This is a genomic window from Amycolatopsis benzoatilytica AK 16/65, from assembly GCF_000383915.1.
Lineage (GTDB): Bacteria > Actinomycetota > Actinomycetes > Mycobacteriales > Pseudonocardiaceae > Amycolatopsis > Amycolatopsis benzoatilytica.
This window is the reverse complement of the sequence record NZ_KB912942.1, coordinates 3,613,641-3,630,554: the sequence shown is the minus strand read 5'-3', so window position 1 is coordinate 3,630,554 and position 16,914 is coordinate 3,613,641. Positions and strand designations below refer to the sequence as shown.

Genomic DNA, 16,914 nt, shown 5'->3' with positions numbered 1-16,914 from the left:
CGCAGAGTGACGGTCCATCCACCTGATTCCGCAGTTTTCCGCCGAGCTTCCGGTCTTGCCGGCCACGGTGAGCACGACGTCGTAGATCTCGAACCGACAGGCGTAATGTGCCCAGCCGTGTCCGGGTGCGCCGACCCGGACGGTGCGGCTCCGAAGCGGCTCGGCGCTCCGTCAGATCTGTTAGGTAAAGGATTTCATATCTCTGAGGTAGCGGGGAAGCTGAAGGTTAGCTTGTGTGGCACTCTAAGAAGCGACGCTACCGCTGTCAATGGTAATCGCTTACAGTTGCGGAGTGATGCCTGAGCGACAACGCGCAACGATCGGCTCAGTGGCCGAAGCGGCCGGCGTCTCGATCGCCACGGTCTCCCGCGTGTTGTCTGGGCGTCGATCCGTGCGGCCGGAGGCCGCCGAACGGGTGCACGCGGCTGTCACGGCATTGGGCTACCGGCCCAACCCTGCCGCGAAGGGGCTGGTGTCGGGTCGCTTCGACACGATCGGTGTGCTTGTGCCCGACCTGGCGAATCCGTATTTCAGCGGTGTTCTGAAGGCGGTGACGGTGCATGCGGCGGCGGACGGCCTGCGGACCCTGGTCGCGGACGCCGACAATCATGCGTCCAGCGAACTCGAGCTGGCGTGCGGGCTGCTGCGCCAGGCGGACGGAATCGTGGTTGTCGCACCTCGGATGGCCGTCTCGGATCTCCGTGTCCTCGCGGCTGAATGCGCGCCGGTCGTGCTGGTGAACCGAGTTGAGTCCGGCTTGGCGTTGCCTGTGGTGACGGTCGACGCGTTCGGTGCGACGTTCGCCCTCTGCGGTTTGCTGTCGCGCCTGGGGCACCGGCGGCTGGCGTATCTCGCCGGCACGGCCGGGTCTTGGCACAACGCGGAGCGTTGGCGTGCGGTCCAGCGGGCGGCGGCTTTCGGGCTCGAGTCGGTCGCCATCCCGGCGGGGGAAGGCGTTGATCAGGGTTACGAAGCGTTCGAGCACGCGATGCGGCATGGACCGACAGCGCTGGTCGCCTTCAACGACTTGGTCGCGATCGGTGCGATGCGCGCGGCGCGCCAGTGTGGCATTCGCGTCCCGGAGGACCTGTCGATCACCGGCTGCGACGACATCGCTCTCGCGCGGCACGTGGATCCGGCGTTGACGACGACGGCGGCAGACCAGCGCGCGCTCGGCGACCGGACCTGGCAGATGCTGCGGGCGGTGCTGTACGGCGAACCGCTGCCTGATCCGGTTTGCCTGGCCGTGCAGGTGATCGAGCGGGGCTCCGCCGGACCGGTACCCTGGTAGAGAAAGCGATTTCAGTATTGACTTAGGGGCAGCAAGAAACGTAGTTTTCCTCTCTGTAAGCGATTACATAGCGCCTGAGGTGAACGATGTCTCGCACAGCTGAACTGCTCGACGCCGACTCCGCCGCGGCCCGGATACCGGACGGCGCGGTGCTCGCTCTCACTGGATCCGGCGGCGGGATCCTCGAGGCCGACGAGGTGTTCGCCGCGATCGAACGACGGTTCATCGCGACCGGCAGTCCGCGCGGCCTGACCGTGATCCATGCGCTCGGCATCGGGGACAACGGCGCGAAGGGCCTCAACCGGTTCGCCCACCCCGGCCTGGCGCGACGGGTGATCGGGGGCCATTGGACGTGGTCGCAGACGATGCAGAAGCTGGCGGCGACGAACCAGATCGAGGCGTACGCGTTGCCGGCCGGCGTGATCAGCGCCTTGCTGCGGGAAAGCGGCGCTCGGCGGCCGGGGCTGTTCACCAGGGTGGGACTGGGCACCTTCGTCGATCCGCGCCACGGTGGGGGAAAGCTGAACGAAGCCGCTTCCGAGGACCTCGTGGAGCTGGTCGAATACGACGGGCACGAGTACTTGCGGTATCGGCCGCTGGCGGTCGACGTTGCGATCGTGCGCGGCAGCGCTGCCGACTTGCGCGGAAACCTGAGCCTGGCCGAGGAGGCCGCGCTGCTCGATGTGCAGGCTGTCGCGGCATCGGCCCGCGGCAATGGGGGCATCGTGATCGCACAAGCGAAACGCGTGGCCGCGACCGGGTCGCTCGAGCCCCGGTCGGTGCACCTGCCCGCGCCGCTCGTCGACGTCGTGGTCGAGGAACCCGGCCAATGGCAGACCTACGCCGCGGAATACGACCCAGGGCTGACCGGCCAGTTCACGCCTGCGTCGCGCACGGCTGCACAGGGGGAAACGGCGAGCTGGGGCGCGCGGACCGTCATCGCCCGGCGGGCCGCACTGGAAGTGACGCCGGGGATGGTGGTCAACGTCGGCTTCGGGATGAGCGCGGAGGTCGTTGACGTGCTGGCCGACCACGGGCGGATGGAAGACGTGGACTTGTGCATCGAGCAGGGCGCAGTCGGCGGGCGGATGGAGACCGGGCAGTTGTTCGGGCTCTCGCGCGCCCCGTATGCCCAGGTCCCTTCGACGACCCAGTTCGACTTCTTCGCGACCCGGCTGCTCGATGTGACCGCGCTGGGGATGGCCGAGGTCGATCAGCACGGGAACGTCAACGTTTCCCGCATCGCCGGGCAGGTGGTCGGGCCGGGCGGATTCATCGACATCGTCAGCGGTGCGCGCAAGGTGGTCTTCTGCGGCACTCTCACCGCCCGCGGCCTCAAAGTGTCCACAGCGGACGGACGGTTGCGGATCGACCGGGAGGGCAGCGTCGCGAAGTTCGTGCCGTCCGTCGCCGAACGGACATTCTCCGCGGAAACCGCTCTCGCCGACGGCCAGCAGGTCGTCTATGTGACCGAGCGCGCCGTATTCGAGCTGGGCCCCGACGGACTTGTCCTCACCGAGATCGCGGAAGGCCTCGACCTGGAGCGAGACGTGCTGGCACACCTTGGATTCACCCCCCGAGTCGGCGACCTGCGCACGATTCCGCGGGCGGTATTCGCCGGAGGTCCGCTGTGGCCGGGCGCACGGCACTGACCAGCCGGACTTCCCGCACCCCGACCAGAAACGGAACAACGGCAATGACGCCACCAGACGACAGCTTCGATTTCGTGATCGCCGGCGGGGGCACCGCGGGCTGCGTGCTGGCCGCCCGCCTCTCGGAAAACCCCGCGAACCGGGTGCTGCTGCTGGAGGCCGGGCGCGACGACCGCAACCCGCTGATCCACGTCCCGGCCGGATTCGCGAAACTCACGTCCAGCTCCTATCAGTGGGGCTACACGACGGTGCCGCAGCGGCATTGTGACAACCGGTCCGTCCAGTTCGCGCAGGGCAAGGTCGTCGGCGGCGGGGGATCGATCAACGCACAGGTGTATACCCGCGGCGCCGCCGAGGACTACGACGAGTGGGCCGCCGCGTACGGTTGCGAAGGCTGGTCGTCCAAGGACGTGCAGCCCTACTTCTTGCGTTCGGAGGGCAACACGCGGCTGTCGGCGCCGCATCACGGCACTGAAGGCCCGCTCGGCGTCTCCGATCCGGCGAGCTCCCATCCGCTCTCGCAGGCGTTCGTGCGCGCCGGCCAGGAATTCGGACTGCCCTACAACGCCGATTTCAACGGCGCGGACCAATACGGGATCGGCTTCTACCAAACCACCACCAAGAACGGTCGGCGCTGCAGTGCCGCGGTGGGCTACCTGCGGCCCGCGCGCAAGCGCGCCAACCTCGTCGTGCGTTCGCAAGTGCTGGTCACCCGCGTGCTGCTGGACGGAAGGCGCGCGACGGGGATCGAGTGCGTCGACGGCGGCCGGCTACGCCGATACCGAGCCGGCCGTGAGGTCGTCGTCACCGCCGGCGCGTTCGGCTCGCCGAAGCTGCTGCAGCTGTCTGGCATCGGCGACCCCGAAGACCTCGGCCGGGCAGGGGTCGAGGTCCGGCACGCGCTGCCGGGCGTCGGCAAGAATCTGCAGGATCACTGCGACCTGGACATCATTTACCAGCTGCACCGGTACCAGAGCATGGATCGGCTGCAGCGCCCCGTTCCGGCCGCGGTGTCGGCGGGGATCCAGTATCTCGCCTTCCGCACCGGGCCGCTGGCGTCCACTGTGGTCGAAGCCGGCGGGTTCGGGCGCAGCGACCCAGGCGAGCCCACCGCCGATCTGCAGTTCCACTTCCTTCCGGCCGCTGGGGTCGAAGCCGGGGTGGCCGGCGTGCGGCCGGGCTACGGGGCGACCCTGAACGTCGTGTTCCTGCGCCCGTACAGTCGCGGCACGGTACGGATTGCGAGTGCGGACCCGGCCCGCGCACCGCTCATCGATCCGAACTATCTGGCCGACGAACGCGACGTGGCCCGTACCGTCGACGGCGTCCGGCAAAGCCGCGAGATCATGGCGCAACCGTCGATGGCCCGAGAGGTGAAGTCTGAACATCTCGCGGGCCAGGCGACCCTGCGCACCACGGACGACTACCTGCGCTTCGTCCGGGCGCACGGCCGCACCGCGTACCACCCGGTGGGCACCTGCGCCATGGGCGTGAACGACCAAGCGGTCGTGTCGCCGGAGCTGCGCGTCTACGGGCTGGACGGGCTGCGGGTTGCGGACAGTTCGGTGATGCCCCGGATCGTCAGTTCCAACACGCAGGCACCGACCGTGATGATCGCGGAGAAGGCAGCCGACTTGATCCTGGCCGGCTGAGCGGCCGCCCTGCGCTCAGCGTGCGACCGGCCCGGTGGAGTCGCGCAGGACGAGCGACGCGGTCAGGAGCGGCACCTCGGCGATTTCCTGCTTGGACAATACGGCCTGCAGCTGGCGCCAGGCGGCTTCACCCAGTTCCTGCTGCGCTGCCGTCGTGGTCGTCAAGGCCGGTTCCACGCAGGTGGCGAACGGGACATCGTCTGCACCTGCGAGCGAGATGTCCCCGGGGACTCGGATGCCTCGTTCGCGGAGGCCTTTCAGCAGACCGACCGCTACCAGGTCATTGAAACCCAACAGTGCGGTGGCCCCGGTTTGCAGTGCGGCGTCGACCGCCTGATAGCCGTCTTCGATGGACGATCCGGCCCGGACGGTTTCGGCTTCGAGCCCGAAGGCCGCGGCCTGCTCGACCGCGCGCCGTCGTTCCGAGTCCTGCCAGGCACCTTCCGGCCCGGCCAGGTAAGCGACTTTGCGGTGTCCCAGTTGCACGAGGTGACCGCATACCTCGAGCATGGCTCCGAATCCGTCGACCGCGACGGTCGGCAGTCCGATCCCGACCGCGACCCGGTTCACCATCACCGTTCCGGGCGCCTCCTTGGCAAGGACGCGCAGCGCGTCTGCGGGCATCCGGGGTGACAACAGGACCAGCCCGTCCACTTGGCGCAACAGACTGCGGCACAGTTCGAGTTCCTCGCCGGGATCGTCGTTGGAATCGGCGACAACGGTGCGGAAGCCGCAGTCCGCTGCGTTGAGAGTCAGTACTTTCAGCAGCCGGCTGAAGTACGGGTTCGCCAGGTCCGGCGCTACGACGCCGACTGTGTGGTAACGCCCGGACACGAGGCCGCGGGCAGCCTCGTTGGGACGGTAGTCGAGCTTTTCGGCCGCTTCCCGAACCCGGGCCGCCAGCTCGGGTCGCGTCGATTGCCCGGTGAGGACCCGGGACACGGTCGCCGTTGAGACCCCGGCTTCGGCCGCGACCGCGCTGATCGTCACTCGTCCCGCCGTCGCGCTGCGTCGTTTGCGTTGACCCGCATCCTTACCCGCCACGGACCCATCATGCGGGAACGATCGGCCGGGCTGGACCTCAGGGCCTCGATTCCGGCAGCCGGCATCGGCGAGCCGGGAAAGGCGCGGTCCCGGCCGGCGCGAAGAGCGATCTGCTGCCGAGCGCGGCGGAAGGGCCGCCCGCAGCGCTCGCCGGTTCGGACGAGTCCGGGATCGGCAGCGCACCTTGAGCGTGTCGCTTGATCGTCGGCGGGTCGGCGTCGGAGCCATTTAGGAAGGCAAAACTTGCAAGTCTGTCCTTACAAGGTTAACCTTCTCAATATGGCGGATGAGATCGACGCGGAGAAGACGGCGGCTGCGTTGCGCCGAGCCGTGAGCCAGGTGAAGCGGCGCATGCGCAATAGCCGCACCGATGATCTCAGCGCGGCGGAGTCGTCGGTGCTTTCCCGTCTGGACCGCAATGGTCCGGACAACATTGCCGGCCTTGCCCGGTGGGACCAGGTGACTCCGCAGACGATGGGAGCCACGGTCGCCGCGCTCGAGGCGCGGGGATTCATCGAACGGCGCCCGGACCCGGCCGACGGTCGCCGGTTCCTGCTCTCGCTGACTCCGGCCGGGGTACGCCAGCTGCACGACATCCGCGATGCCGCGACCGACAAGATCGCGGCTGCTCTGCGCGAGCACCTGAGCCCGGAGGAGATCCGGCTCATCCGCGATGCGGCGCCGCTGATCGAGCGCGTCGCGCAGTACCTCTAACCCACTTCTTTCCTTCACCGGCGGGCGCCTCGGCGGCCCGCTGCCGAGCGCGCCCGCCGGGCGCCCTGGAGTAGGTCCATGTCTGGTTCTATGACGGCCTCGGCCGAGGTGCCGAGCAAGCCGTTCGACTGGCGGTTCACCACACCCCTGTACATCGGCTCGGCCCTGAACCCGATCAACAGCTCTCTGATAGCTACGGCGTTGGTGCCGATCGCGGCCGGCGTGCACGTCTCGATCGGCCAGACGGCCGCGCTGGTGTCCGCGCTCTACCTCGCCAGCGCGATCGCGCAGCCCACCGCGGGAAAAGCGGCCGAGGTCTTCGGGCCGCGGCGCGTGTTCCTCACCGGTATCCTCTTGGTCCTGGCCGGCGGGATCGTCGGAGGTCTCGCCCCCGGGCTGCCGGCGTTGATCGTCAGCCGGGTGCTGATCGGCCTTGGCACTTCGTGCGCTTACCCGACCGCGATGGTCCTGATCCGCCGCCGAGCCAGCGCGGCCGGGCTGGAGAAGCCGCCGGGCGGCGTGCTTGGCGGCCTCATGATCGCCGGCGTCGCCACTGCCTCCCTGGGGCTCCCGGTCGGGGGCGTGCTCGTGCAGTTCCTCGGCTGGCGATCGGTGTTCCTCGTCAACGTGCCGGTCGCGCTCGTCGCACTCGTCGCGACCCTGATCTGGGTGCCCGGCGACGGAACCACCGAACGGCGCACCGCCCGCCGGATCGCCTCCGATCTGGACCTGACGGGGATCGTCGGATTCGCCCTGGCGATGACGAGCCTGCTGCTCTTCCTCTCCGGCCTCCCCACGCCGAACTGGGCTCTGCTGGCCGCCACGGTCGTGCTCTGGGCGCTCGAGATCTGGTGGGAGCTGCGCGCGAAGTCCCCCTTCTTCGACGTGCTCCTCCTCGGCCGCAACGCCGCACTCACCCGCACCCTCGTCCGTTTCGGGCTCGTCATGCTCTGCGGCTACGTCGTCCTCTACGGCATCACCCAGTGGCTGGAAGCGTCCCAGGGCATGTCCGAGCTCGGCGCGGGCCTCCTGCTGATCCCGATGACCGTCGTCTCCGGCCTCGTCATCGTGCCGTTCTCGCGCCGCAACCTGGTGCGCGGCCCGATCGTCGGCGCCGCCGTCGCCTGCATCGCCGCTGCGATCAGCGCCCTCTTCCTGCCCACCCCCGCCTGGCTCGCGATCACTCTCGCGGTCACGATCCTGCTCGGCTTCGCGCAGGGCGCAGCCAGCAGCAACCAGCTCGCCCTCTACAGCCAGGCGACCGCCGAACAGCTCGGCACGGCATCCGGCCTGATGCGCTCCTTCGGCTACCTCGGCTCCATCGCCTCCTCCGCCGTCACCGGGATCGTCTACCGCACCTCCGTGACCGACACCGGGGTCGCGACCATCGCCTGGATCATGGTCGGCTGCAGCCTCGTCCTCCTCGGCATCTCGATCTTCGACCGCACGCTCGGCCGGACCGCCGCCCCGACCGCCTGACCGAAGTTCCTGGCCCCGCGCAAACTGCAAGCAAGGAGAGAACCGTGCCCATCACCGCCATCGACGACACCGCAGCCCTCGTCGTCCTCGACCTCCAGGCCGCGGCGGCCGCCGCCCCGACCCTCGAGCCGGTGCCGGCCGTCGCCGCCCGCGTGGCCGACCTCGCCGACGCGTTCCGCGCCCATTCGCGTCCGGTCATCCTCGTCCGGGTCACCGGCACCGCCCCCGGTCGCACCGACGCCGGCGACCCCGCGGGCATGACTCTCCCCGAGGCGTACACGCAGTTCCTGCCTGAACTGCGTGCTGACGAGAGCGACCACACCGTCACGAAGAGCAGCTGGGGAGCCCTCGGCCGCACCAGCCTGATCGACGACCTCGAGGAACGCGGCATCACCCAGATCGTGCTGACCGGAGTCTCAACCAGCCAAGCCGTCGAATCCACCGCCCGCGCCGCCTACGACCACGGACTCCACGTCACCATCGCCACCGACGGCGTCACCGACCTCGACCAAACCGCCCACGACCACGCCCTCGCCCACACCTTCCCCCGAATCGCAGAAACCGGCACGATCGCCGCCGTCATCAGCGCACTGGACGCCTGACCGCGGATCGTCTGACGGCGCTGAAGGCGGCCGGCTCCGCAATCGAGATCCTCTTCGCACCATGACTCACCGCAACGCGCCCCTGCCTGCGAAAGGACGAAAGCGACTCGTCGCGCGCTGCCGCACTACCGCATGCCTCCGCGACACCGCTAAATGTCAAGAACGCCTAGCGGCCCTGGAACTGCGGCGTGGCCCGGGCGGTGAAAGCCCGGACTCCTTCCCGGAAGTCGGCGGTGTGCGCGGTGAATCCGCTGGCGATCGCTTCGAGCACGGACGACGGTGCGCCGGCGGCGGCCGCGTCGACAAGCTGTTTGGCGACTTGCTGGGCGATCGGTGCGGAATCGAGGAGATCCCGGACGAAGCCGCCGACGGCGGCCTCCAGATCATCCGCGACCGAGTTCACGACGCCCCATGCGAGCGCGGTGTCGGCATCGATCCGCCGCCGGGTGAGGATCAGGTGTTTGGCTCGTGACGGGCCTGCCAGGTCGGTCAGCCGCGCGGTCCCTCCCCAGCCCGGGATCGTGCCGAGGCCCGTCTCTGGAAGCCCGAACTCGGCCCGGCGGTGCGCGATCCGCAGATCGCAGGACATGGCGAGTTCCAGCCCGCCGCCGAGAGCGAGCCCGTCGACCACGGCGATAGTCGGCTGCGGCAGCCCGGCCAGCCGATCGAAAGTGCGGTGGCCGGAGGCGATCCACCGGCGCCACATCTCTTCCGGCGCCAGCCGCGAGAAGACCTTGATGTCCGCCCCGACGCAGAACGCTTTTTCGCCAGCGGTGCGGACGAGCACGACGCGAGCAGGGGAATCGGCGATCTCGGCGAGCGCGTCGTCGAGATCGGCGAGCAGGTCGAGCGTGAGCGCGTTGAGCTGGTCGGCCCGATCGATGAGGATCGTGGCCACCTGCTCGTCGGCACTGGCCCGGACGGTGACCGTGCCGGACGCGGCCGGGAATCCGGAAGGGCAGGTCGACGTCACGACGACTCCTTGGCCAAGGCGGAAAGCCAGGCGTGCGCGGACGGTCCGGCAGACGGCGCTCCGCGGTGCAGGGACAGAGCGTGCAGTCCGTCCGCAGCAGCGCGGGCCGCGTCGGCCGGAGGAACGGACCACCACCGGTCGCTGAGGACTTCGACTTCCACGAGGCCGGGATAGCCCGCCCCGGCGACGAGTTCGACGAATCCGGCGAGGTCGATGGTGCCCTCGCCGGGCATGCCGCGGCTGGAGAGCTGGCCTTCGATGGGGAGTATCCAGTCGGCCAACTGGACAGACGACACCCGGCCCGCGGCGCGGGCGACCTCGGCGGGGAGCGCGGCGTCCCACCACAGGTGATAGCTGTCCAGACACAGGCTGACCCATTCGCTGTCCAGCCGATCGAGCAGGTCGTTGGCCTCAGCCAGCGACGTGACGGCCGATCGGTCGGCGGCCATCATCGGGTGCATCGGTTCGACCGCGAGAGGAACGCCCGCCGAGGCGGCGCGCGGGATGAGATCGGCGATGCCGTCCTCGATCTGCCTGCGGGCGCCTTCCAGATCGCGGCCGATCGCCGGACCGCACACGAGCACAAGACAGTCGGCGCCGAGTGCGTGCGCCTCGTCGAGCGCACGGAGATTGTCCTCGCGAACTGCGGCGCGAGCTTCGGCACTGGGTTGGGGGAAGGCTCCTCCGCGGCAGACGCTGGTGACTCGCAGTCCGGCCTTCGCGAGGAGCCGCGCGGCGCTGGCGGCACCGGTCGCGGCGTAGCTGTCGCGCCACAGGCCGACGCCGCCGAACCCGTGGTGCACGGCAAGTGCGATCAGATCGGAAAACGATGCGTGCTTGATCGTCGCCGAGTTGAGGCTGCACAGCGAAAGGCCCATCAGGATCACGCGATCCCGTGGACGGCGAAGTACGCGGAAGCGCGATGTGCGGCGGATTCCGGGTCTGGAAACAGGCCGACCGCGTCGGCCGCCCGGACCAGGTCGCCGAGATGCCCCAGGCTTCGTCCCGTTTCGAAGCCGGCGATCATGCGGAAGTGCGACTGAGCGCCGGAAAGGTATGCCAACCAGGCCACCCCGACCTTGTAGTACCGCGTCGGCTCGGCGAAAACGAGACGGGACAAGGTTTCCGTCGGTGCCAGGATGTCGCGGAAGCCGGCCTCGTCCCCGGAGTCCAGGCGGGCCAGTGCCGCCGAGGCGTGGCGGCCGACGACCGCGAACGCACCCAGCAGCGCGTCACTGTGGTGCTGGCCGTCGCCGGCTATGAGATCGGTGTAGTGATAGTCGTCGCCGGTGAACAACTGCACTCCGTCGGGCAGCTGGCGACGCAGGTCCCGTTCGAGGTCCGCGTCGAGCAGCGAGACCTTGATGCCGCGGACCGAATCGCGGTGGCTGTCGATCAAACCGCGTACCACCGGCATCGCGGCGGCCGGGTCGGCATGGCCCCAGTACCCGGCCAGGGCGGGGTCGAAGACGCTGCCTAGCCAATGCAGAACGACTGGACGTCGGGCTTCCTTCAGCACCGCGGAGTACACCGCGAGGTAATCGTCCTCGGAGCGTGCCGCCTTGGCCAGGTGCCGGCTGGCCATCAGCACGACCTGACCGCCGCTGGACTCGATGGCGTCCAGCTGTTCGAGGTAGGCGTCCTGGATCGCGGCGAGGCCGGCCGCCTCCGGCGGCAGCTGGTCGGTCGCGATGCCTACCAGGACCCGTGCGTCGCGGCTGCGGGCTTCGGCCAGCGTGCGCCGGCCGAGTTCGCGGGCTGCGGGCCAGTCCAGCCCCATGCCCCGCTGGGCGGTGTCCATCGACTCGGCGACGCCGAGGCCGAGATCCCACAGGCGGTGGCGCAGGCCGAGCGTCGAGTCCCAGTCGATCTGCCCGGGCGTTCCCGCGGCGGAGGCGACGAGCGGGTCGGCCACTACGTGCGCGGCCGCGTAGGCCATGCGGCTGGCAGCCGGTTCGCTGCGCGGGGCCAGGTCCGCCGGGTCGCCGAGAATGAGGGGCCGGATGGTTCCGTTGCTGCTGGGCAGGGCGATCGCCGTCATGCGTGCTCCGAGTAACCGGTTTCTGATACTGTTGAGCCGGACCTTATAGCGTTCCGTGCTGCGATGACAAGAGCGGTGTGCTCGGTGGCAGCCTGGTGAGTATCCGGTTACCGGGAGGCGTGGAGTGAAGGCGAAGAAGTTCGAGCCGGCGCCTGTCGCGGTCGCGGCGGGCGCCGATCCGCGCACGGACGGTCCGCTGCCGGTTCGCCGGTCCGGCAGTCGGCACGAGCAGCGTGACCTGGAGCCGGACCACGCCGGCGTGGTCCCTGAGCCGATCGCGGAGACCGAGACCGCATATCATCGCGGCAGTGCGGGCACAACGATCCGGCCGAAGGCTGCAGGGAGGCAACGCTCGATGGGTGATACGGCGCGGCCGACCGATCCGGATCGCGTGACGATTCGCACGGTCGCGGCGGCTGCGAACGTGTCGACCGCGACGGTGTCGCGGGTGATGAGCGGTGTCTCCACGGTCAATCCGGAGCTCGCGGAACGCGTTCGCAGGGTTGCCGAGGAGCTCGCGTACCGGCCCAGCGAGACCGCGCGGAACTTGGCTCTCGGGGCGCTGCGCAACATCGGGGCCCTGATGCCGGACCTCGGCAACGCCTACTTCCACGACATCGTCAAAGGCATGCACGACGTCGCGTCCGACACCGGGTTTCGCATGCTCATCTCGGACCACTCCGGCAAGCCGGACGACGAGTTCGCCACGGCCTGGGACTTGATGGGGCACGTGGACGGCCTCGCGCTGCTGTCGTCCCGGATCCGGGTCGGGGATCTCAAGGAACTGGCCCGGCAGAAGACTCCGGTCGTGCTCATCAACCGGGTTGAACTCGGCGTGGACCTGCCGATGGTCGGGGTGGACAGCTTCACCGCGACGCTGGAGATCTGCGCGCATCTGGCCGAACTGGGCCATCGGCGGGTCGTGTACGTGTCCGGGTCCGAGCTGGCCTGGCAGGACCGTGAGCGCTGGCGGGCGGTACAGACCGCGAACCGTTTCCTGAACCTGGATTCAGTGCGAGTCGAAGGCGACGGGACGATCGAGACCAGTTACGAGGCGGCGGAGCAGGCGCTCGGCCACGGCCCGACCGCGATCGTGTGCTTCAACGACCTCTCTGCCATCGGCGTCATCTCCAGGCTTCGCGACGAAGGGCTGGACGTGCCTCGCGATGTCTCGGTGACGGGCTTCGACGACCTCAGCATCGGACGGCATGTCTACCCGGCCCTGACGACGGCGACGAGTCCTCGCGACGAACTCGGCCGTCGAGCCTGGGCTTTGCTCAACGGTGCGATCAACGGCCAGAAGCCCGAAGGCAACGAGGTCCTGCTGGCCGCGACCCTGCAGAAGCGGCAGTCGACGGGGCCGGTCAAGGCGTCCTGATTCGCCGCGGTAAGGCCGGGGTGACCCCGGTGAACGTGCGCGCGCGGCCTCGATGCGATCGGCACGGTGCGGCGACCGGCGGGCACCGGGCGATCCCGGCGCGCGGAAAAACCCCGCGTCAGCGTGCATGCCGCCTCGGCGCGTGCCTCGCCGAGCCTGCCTGACCGCCGGGTGCGGTCCGTTCGTTTCCTCGCGGGACGGACGCGGTTGCCCTGTTCGTTGGCCACGGAGCCGGGGGCTTCTCGTGAGTAAACGAATACTGCTTCTGAGTTTCGTGATCTTCTCGGAGACTGTGCAGGTGAGAGCGCTATTGACAGCGGTCGCTCGTCTTGTGTAGAAACCGGTTACTGGCGTCGGCTCGGTGAAGTTGGTGCGCGCGTGACGCCGGTGGTGCAGTGCGGCACAACGAGAGACAGGTGGAACGCATGAAGGTCTTCCGGGGAGCTCAGTCCCAGTGGTCGCGAGGCGCGACCGCCCTCGCGGCGGCGGCGCTCGTAGCCGGCGCGGCCGGATGTTCGACGACTTCTGCGACCGGGAGCACGGCCGCGCCGGTCGCCAAGAACGACATGATCATGGTTTCGGAGGTCCGGTCGCTGACCAACCCGTACGAGGCGCAGTGGGTGGCGGGCAGCAAGGCCTACGCGGACTCCCTGGGCATCGAGCTGAAGACGATCGTCTACAACGGCGATTCGCAGCAGGCGCTCTCCCAGCTGCAGTCGGTTCTCGCGGGCGGCAAAAAGGTGCTGCTCAATATCAACCCGAACACCACGGCGGACACGCCGGCGATCGTGCACGCGGTGAAGAACGCGGGCGGGTACGCGGTCACCCAGTGGAGCAAGCCGAACGACCTTCAGCCGTGGGACGTGGGCGACAACTGGGTCGCCTACGTCAGCTACGACGGGCGGCAGGAAGGCGCGCAGACCGGAAAGGCGCTCGCCGATGCGCTCGGCGGACAGGGCGGCGTGATCGCGTTGCAGGGCCTGCTTGCCAACGACATCAGCAAGTCCCGGTTCGACGGTTTCCAGCAGGGGATAGCGGGTTCCCCGGGGATCAAGCTGCTCGACCAGCAGCCCGCCGACTTCGACCGCAACAAGGCTTACGCGACAACGAAAACGCTGCTCAACAAATACGGCAGCGAGGTGAAGGGGATCTGGGCGGCTACCGACTCGATGGCGCTGGGCGCGCTGCAGGCGGTGACCGAAGCCGGCCGGGCAGGCCAGGTCAAGATCGCCAGTTCGGCCGACGCCACTCCCGAAGGGCTGCAGGCGATCCAGCGCGGCGATCTGGTCTCGACCTACACCACTGACCCGTACTACAACGGCGCGATGGGTCTCGCGCTCGCCTACCAGGCGGCGACCGGGCAGCTGAAGGTCGGCTCGCTGCCGCATCGCGACCGCTCCTTCTACGTGCAGCAATACCTGATTACGAAAGACAATGTCGCCAAGTACACCGCCGAACCCAGCGCACAGCAGATCGTCGCGTCGGTGAAGGACCCGCTGGGCCGCAACGCTGGGCCGATCGGATGACCGGCCGCAGCGCACCCTCAGTCCTCGAAGACCGAGCCCGGCCTGCCGGCGCGATGGGCTCGCGGCGCACCTCCGCCGCACGGCAGCGGCTGTTGTTCACCGCTGGCCCGGCGCTGGCGCTGCTTGTGCTGTGCGTGGTGTTCGCCGCGCTGACGCCGTCGTTCGCGACGCTGGGCAATGCCTCGGCGATCCTCGAGCAGGCAGCGATCCCCCTCGTGCTGTCGATGGGCGCGACGCTGGTCGTCCTGCTGGGCGGAATCGACCTGTCCATCGAGGGAGTGATGGCCGCGAGCGGCCTGACGTTCGTCCTGCTCGCGCACAACTCCGTCAACCACAACGATTTCGGCGTGCTCGCCCTGATCGCCGCGCTGGCGGTGGGCGCGGGGTTCGGACTGCTCAACGGGGTGCTGCACGTCCAGGCCCGGGTGCCTTCGTTCATGGTGACGCTCGGAACCTGGTTCATCGGCCTCGGAGCGGCGACGGTGCTGTTCGGAACCGTGCCGCCGCAGCTGCTCGACGGCACTTTTCGAGGGTGGGCGGGCAGTCGCCTGCTTGGCCTGCCGATCGTCGTGCTGATCGCGCTCTTCGTGGTCGCGGCGGTGGCGGTGCTGTGCCGGGTCACCGTTCTGGGCCGGTACGCCTACGCGATCGGCGGGGACGAACAGATCGCCCGGCTGGCAGGCATCCACGTCGGCCGCTACAAGATCGCGATCTTCACGCTCGCAGGACTGCTGTCCGGGTTCGGCGGCGTGCTGGCCACGATCCGGCTCGGCGTCGGGGACGTGAGCGTCGGGTCCGGCGACCTGTTCCTGACCTTGTCCGGGGTCGTCCTCGGCGGGACGCTGCTTTCGGGCGGACGGGGCGGCCCGCTGCACACTGTGGTCGGAGTGCTCCTGCTGACCGTGCTCGGCAACGGTCTGCTGCTGTCCGGGGCGAGTCCTTACCTGCAGCAGGCTGCGCAGGGCGTCGTCTTGGTCGCGGCGGTGATCGCGGCGGCGTGGCCCGCTCGCGACCGGTTGCGGGTGATCAAATGACCGACCCCTTGCTCGAACTGCGCAATGTCACCAAGCGTTTCGGCGGGCACGCCGCATTGTCCGACGTGTCGATCACCGTGCGCCGGCACGAGGTGGTCGGACTGATCGGCGAGAACGGCGCCGGGAAATCGACTCTGCTCAAGTTGCTGGCAGGCAACCACCAGCCAGACGAGGGCGAGATCCTGCTTTCCGGGCAGCCCGTCCGGCTGACCGCTCCGGCGGTCGCGGCCCGGCACGGTGTCGGCGTCGTGCACCAGGAACAGTCTCTGCTGGCTAATCTCACAGTCGCCGAGAACCTCCTCATCGGCCGGGAGGGCGACACGGTGCGCGCCGGGTTCATCCGTCGCCGCCGCCAGGAAGCGCGGGCGGCGGCGATGCTCGCCACCGTCGAGTCCGATGTCGCGGCGTCGGCGCTCACCGGTGATCTGAGCTTCGCCCAGCGGCAGATGGTCGAGGTGGCGCGGGCAGCGGCCGCGGGGAACGCCGGTCGGCCGCCGCTCGTCGTATTCGACGAACCCACTTCCGTGCTGGAAGAGGAAGACATCGACATCCTGTACGAGCGCGTCCGCGCCCTGCGGGACCTCGGCTCGGTGATCTTCGTTTCGCACCGGCTGGACGAGATCCTGCGCTTCTCCGACCGGGTGTACGTCCTGCGCGATGGCGCGGTCGTCGGGGAACGGGACGCCGCGGACGCGACCGAGGACGATCTGTACCGCATGATGATCGGGCGGGAGTCCGCCGCCGGCTTCTACTCCGAAGAACGGAGGGTTCGGGTCGATCGCAGCGCCCGGCCCGTGCTGTCGGTCCGCGGCTTGTCGGTTCGCGGGTTGGTGCACGACGTGTCCTTCGAGACCCACGCTGGGGAAATCGTCGGACTGGTCGGCGTCGCCGGCTCCGGTCGCGAAGAAGTCGCCCGCGCGGTCTTCGGCGCGCTCCCTTCGGATGGCGAGGTGCGCCTCGACGGGCAGCCGCTGCGTGCCTCTTCTCCCGCGCAGGCCGTGCGGGCGGGAATCGCCTACGTGCCGGCGGAACGGCGCGCCGAGGGCATGATCGCCGGTGCCACGGTGGCCGAGAACATCGTGCTCGTGCATCCCGGGACGGCGGCGAAAGGCGGCGTCGTGACCGCGGCGCGGCGGGACGCGATCGCGCGCACGTGGATCGGCAAGCTGGGGGTCCGGCCACCGGACCCGCACGCCGACATCGCCCGGCTCTCCGGCGGCAACCAGCAGAAGGCTGCCATCGCCCGCTGGCTGCAGTCCGGTCCACCCCGGCTGCTGGTGCTCGACCACCCGACCCGAGGGCTCGACATCGGCGCGAAAGAGGATCTGTACCGGCTGTTCCACGACCTGTGCGCGCAGGGAACCTCGATCCTGCTGCTCGCCGACACCCTGGACGAAGCCATCGGGATGAGCCACCGAGTGCTGGTCATGCGGGACGGCCGGGTGACCGGCCGCTTCGGCGGCGACTCGCCCGAACCGGGTGCCAGCCGGCCTACCGCGGTTCAGCTGCTCGAGAAGATGATGTGAGG

General features: G+C 69.2%; 14 protein-coding genes. 10 read left to right on the top strand and 4 right to left on the bottom strand.

Annotated features, from left to right (window positions below; translation table 11 throughout):
- Positions 1 to 328: 328 nt before the first annotated feature.
- The 3 genes from AMYBE_RS0116555 (at position 329) to AMYBE_RS0116545 (ending at position 4,595) form a co-directional block, all read left to right on the top strand.
- Positions 329 to 1,291 (top strand): LacI family DNA-binding transcriptional regulator, encoded by a 963-nt coding sequence (locus AMYBE_RS0116555; RefSeq protein ID WP_020660506.1) that lies wholly within the window; start codon positions 329 to 331, stop codon positions 1,289 to 1,291.
- An 86-nt stretch (positions 1,292 to 1,377) separates the two neighbouring features.
- The gene (locus AMYBE_RS0116550) at positions 1,378 to 2,943 is read left to right on the top strand and encodes an acyl CoA:acetate/3-ketoacid CoA transferase (protein WP_020660505.1); all 1,566 of its coding nucleotides are present in this window, start codon (positions 1,378 to 1,380) and stop codon (positions 2,941 to 2,943) included.
- A 44-nt stretch (positions 2,944 to 2,987) separates the two neighbouring features.
- Positions 2,988 to 4,595 (top strand): GMC family oxidoreductase, encoded by a 1,608-nt coding sequence (locus tag AMYBE_RS0116545; RefSeq protein ID WP_020660504.1) that lies wholly within the window; start codon positions 2,988 to 2,990, stop codon positions 4,593 to 4,595.
- A gap of 15 nt (positions 4,596 to 4,610) precedes the next feature.
- Here the strand turns inward: AMYBE_RS0116545 and AMYBE_RS0116540 are convergent, their stop codons facing one another.
- The gene (locus AMYBE_RS0116540; RefSeq protein ID WP_020660503.1) at positions 4,611 to 5,585 is read right to left on the bottom strand and encodes a LacI family DNA-binding transcriptional regulator; all 975 of its coding nucleotides are present in this window, start codon (positions 5,583 to 5,585) and stop codon (positions 4,611 to 4,613) included.
- Positions 5,586 to 5,918: 333 nt separating this feature from the next.
- On the opposite strand from AMYBE_RS0116540, the gene AMYBE_RS0116535 reads away from it, so the two are divergent.
- The 3 genes from AMYBE_RS0116535 to AMYBE_RS0116525 all read left to right on the top strand — a co-directional run bounded on the left by AMYBE_RS0116535 (position 5,919) and on the right by AMYBE_RS0116525 (position 8,434).
- The gene (locus tag AMYBE_RS0116535; RefSeq protein WP_020660502.1) at positions 5,919 to 6,353 is read left to right on the top strand and encodes a MarR family winged helix-turn-helix transcriptional regulator; all 435 of its coding nucleotides are present in this window, start codon (positions 5,919 to 5,921) and stop codon (positions 6,351 to 6,353) included.
- Between the two features lie 78 nt (positions 6,354 to 6,431).
- A complete protein-coding gene (locus AMYBE_RS0116530; protein WP_027927722.1) occupies positions 6,432 to 7,832 on the top strand; it encodes an MFS transporter in 1,401 nt (466 codons plus the stop codon).
- Positions 7,833 to 7,876: 44 nt separating this feature from the next.
- Positions 7,877 to 8,434, top strand: coding sequence for an isochorismatase family protein (locus AMYBE_RS0116525; protein ID WP_020660500.1), 558 nt, complete (start codon positions 7,877 to 7,879; stop codon positions 8,432 to 8,434).
- Between the two features lie 166 nt (positions 8,435 to 8,600).
- Here AMYBE_RS0116525 and AMYBE_RS0116520 read toward each other — a convergent pair whose 3' ends face one another.
- The 3 genes from AMYBE_RS0116520 to AMYBE_RS0116510 are packed head-to-tail and all read right to left on the bottom strand — an operon-like array spanning position 8,601 to position 11,448.
- Positions 8,601 to 9,407 (bottom strand): enoyl-CoA hydratase/isomerase family protein, encoded by an 807-nt coding sequence (locus AMYBE_RS0116520; protein WP_020660499.1) that lies wholly within the window; start codon positions 9,405 to 9,407, stop codon positions 8,601 to 8,603.
- Entirely contained in the window at positions 9,404 to 10,285 is an 882-nt protein-coding gene (locus AMYBE_RS41820) for a sugar phosphate isomerase/epimerase family protein (RefSeq protein WP_034288690.1), read from the bottom strand. Before AMYBE_RS41820 ends, AMYBE_RS0116520 begins: the two co-directional genes overlap by 4 nt.
- 5 nt (positions 10,286 to 10,290) lie before the next feature.
- The gene (locus AMYBE_RS0116510; RefSeq protein ID WP_020660497.1) at positions 10,291 to 11,448 is read right to left on the bottom strand and encodes a dihydrodipicolinate synthase family protein; all 1,158 of its coding nucleotides are present in this window, start codon (positions 11,446 to 11,448) and stop codon (positions 10,291 to 10,293) included.
- Positions 11,449 to 11,803: 355 nt separating this feature from the next.
- On the opposite strand from AMYBE_RS0116510, the gene AMYBE_RS0116505 reads away from it, so the two are divergent.
- The 4 genes from AMYBE_RS0116505 to AMYBE_RS0116490 all read left to right on the top strand — a co-directional run bounded on the left by AMYBE_RS0116505 (position 11,804) and on the right by AMYBE_RS0116490 (position 16,912).
- The gene (locus AMYBE_RS0116505) at positions 11,804 to 12,826 is read left to right on the top strand and encodes a LacI family DNA-binding transcriptional regulator (protein ID WP_027927721.1); all 1,023 of its coding nucleotides are present in this window, start codon (positions 11,804 to 11,806) and stop codon (positions 12,824 to 12,826) included.
- Between the two features lie 425 nt (positions 12,827 to 13,251).
- Positions 13,252 to 14,352, top strand: a complete 1,101-nt coding sequence (locus tag AMYBE_RS41815; RefSeq protein ID WP_051124955.1) for a sugar ABC transporter substrate-binding protein — start codon at positions 13,252 to 13,254, stop codon at positions 14,350 to 14,352.
- On the top strand, positions 14,349 to 15,386 hold the full coding sequence (locus AMYBE_RS0116495; protein ID WP_154676227.1) for an ABC transporter permease: 1,038 nt from the start codon (positions 14,349 to 14,351) through the stop codon (positions 15,384 to 15,386). The genes AMYBE_RS41815 and AMYBE_RS0116495 overlap by 4 nt, the downstream gene beginning before the upstream one ends.
- Positions 15,383 to 16,912, top strand: a complete 1,530-nt coding sequence (locus AMYBE_RS0116490; RefSeq protein WP_020660493.1) for a sugar ABC transporter ATP-binding protein — start codon at positions 15,383 to 15,385, stop codon at positions 16,910 to 16,912. The genes AMYBE_RS0116495 and AMYBE_RS0116490 overlap by 4 nt, the downstream gene beginning before the upstream one ends.
- Positions 16,913 to 16,914 lie beyond the last annotated feature (2 nt).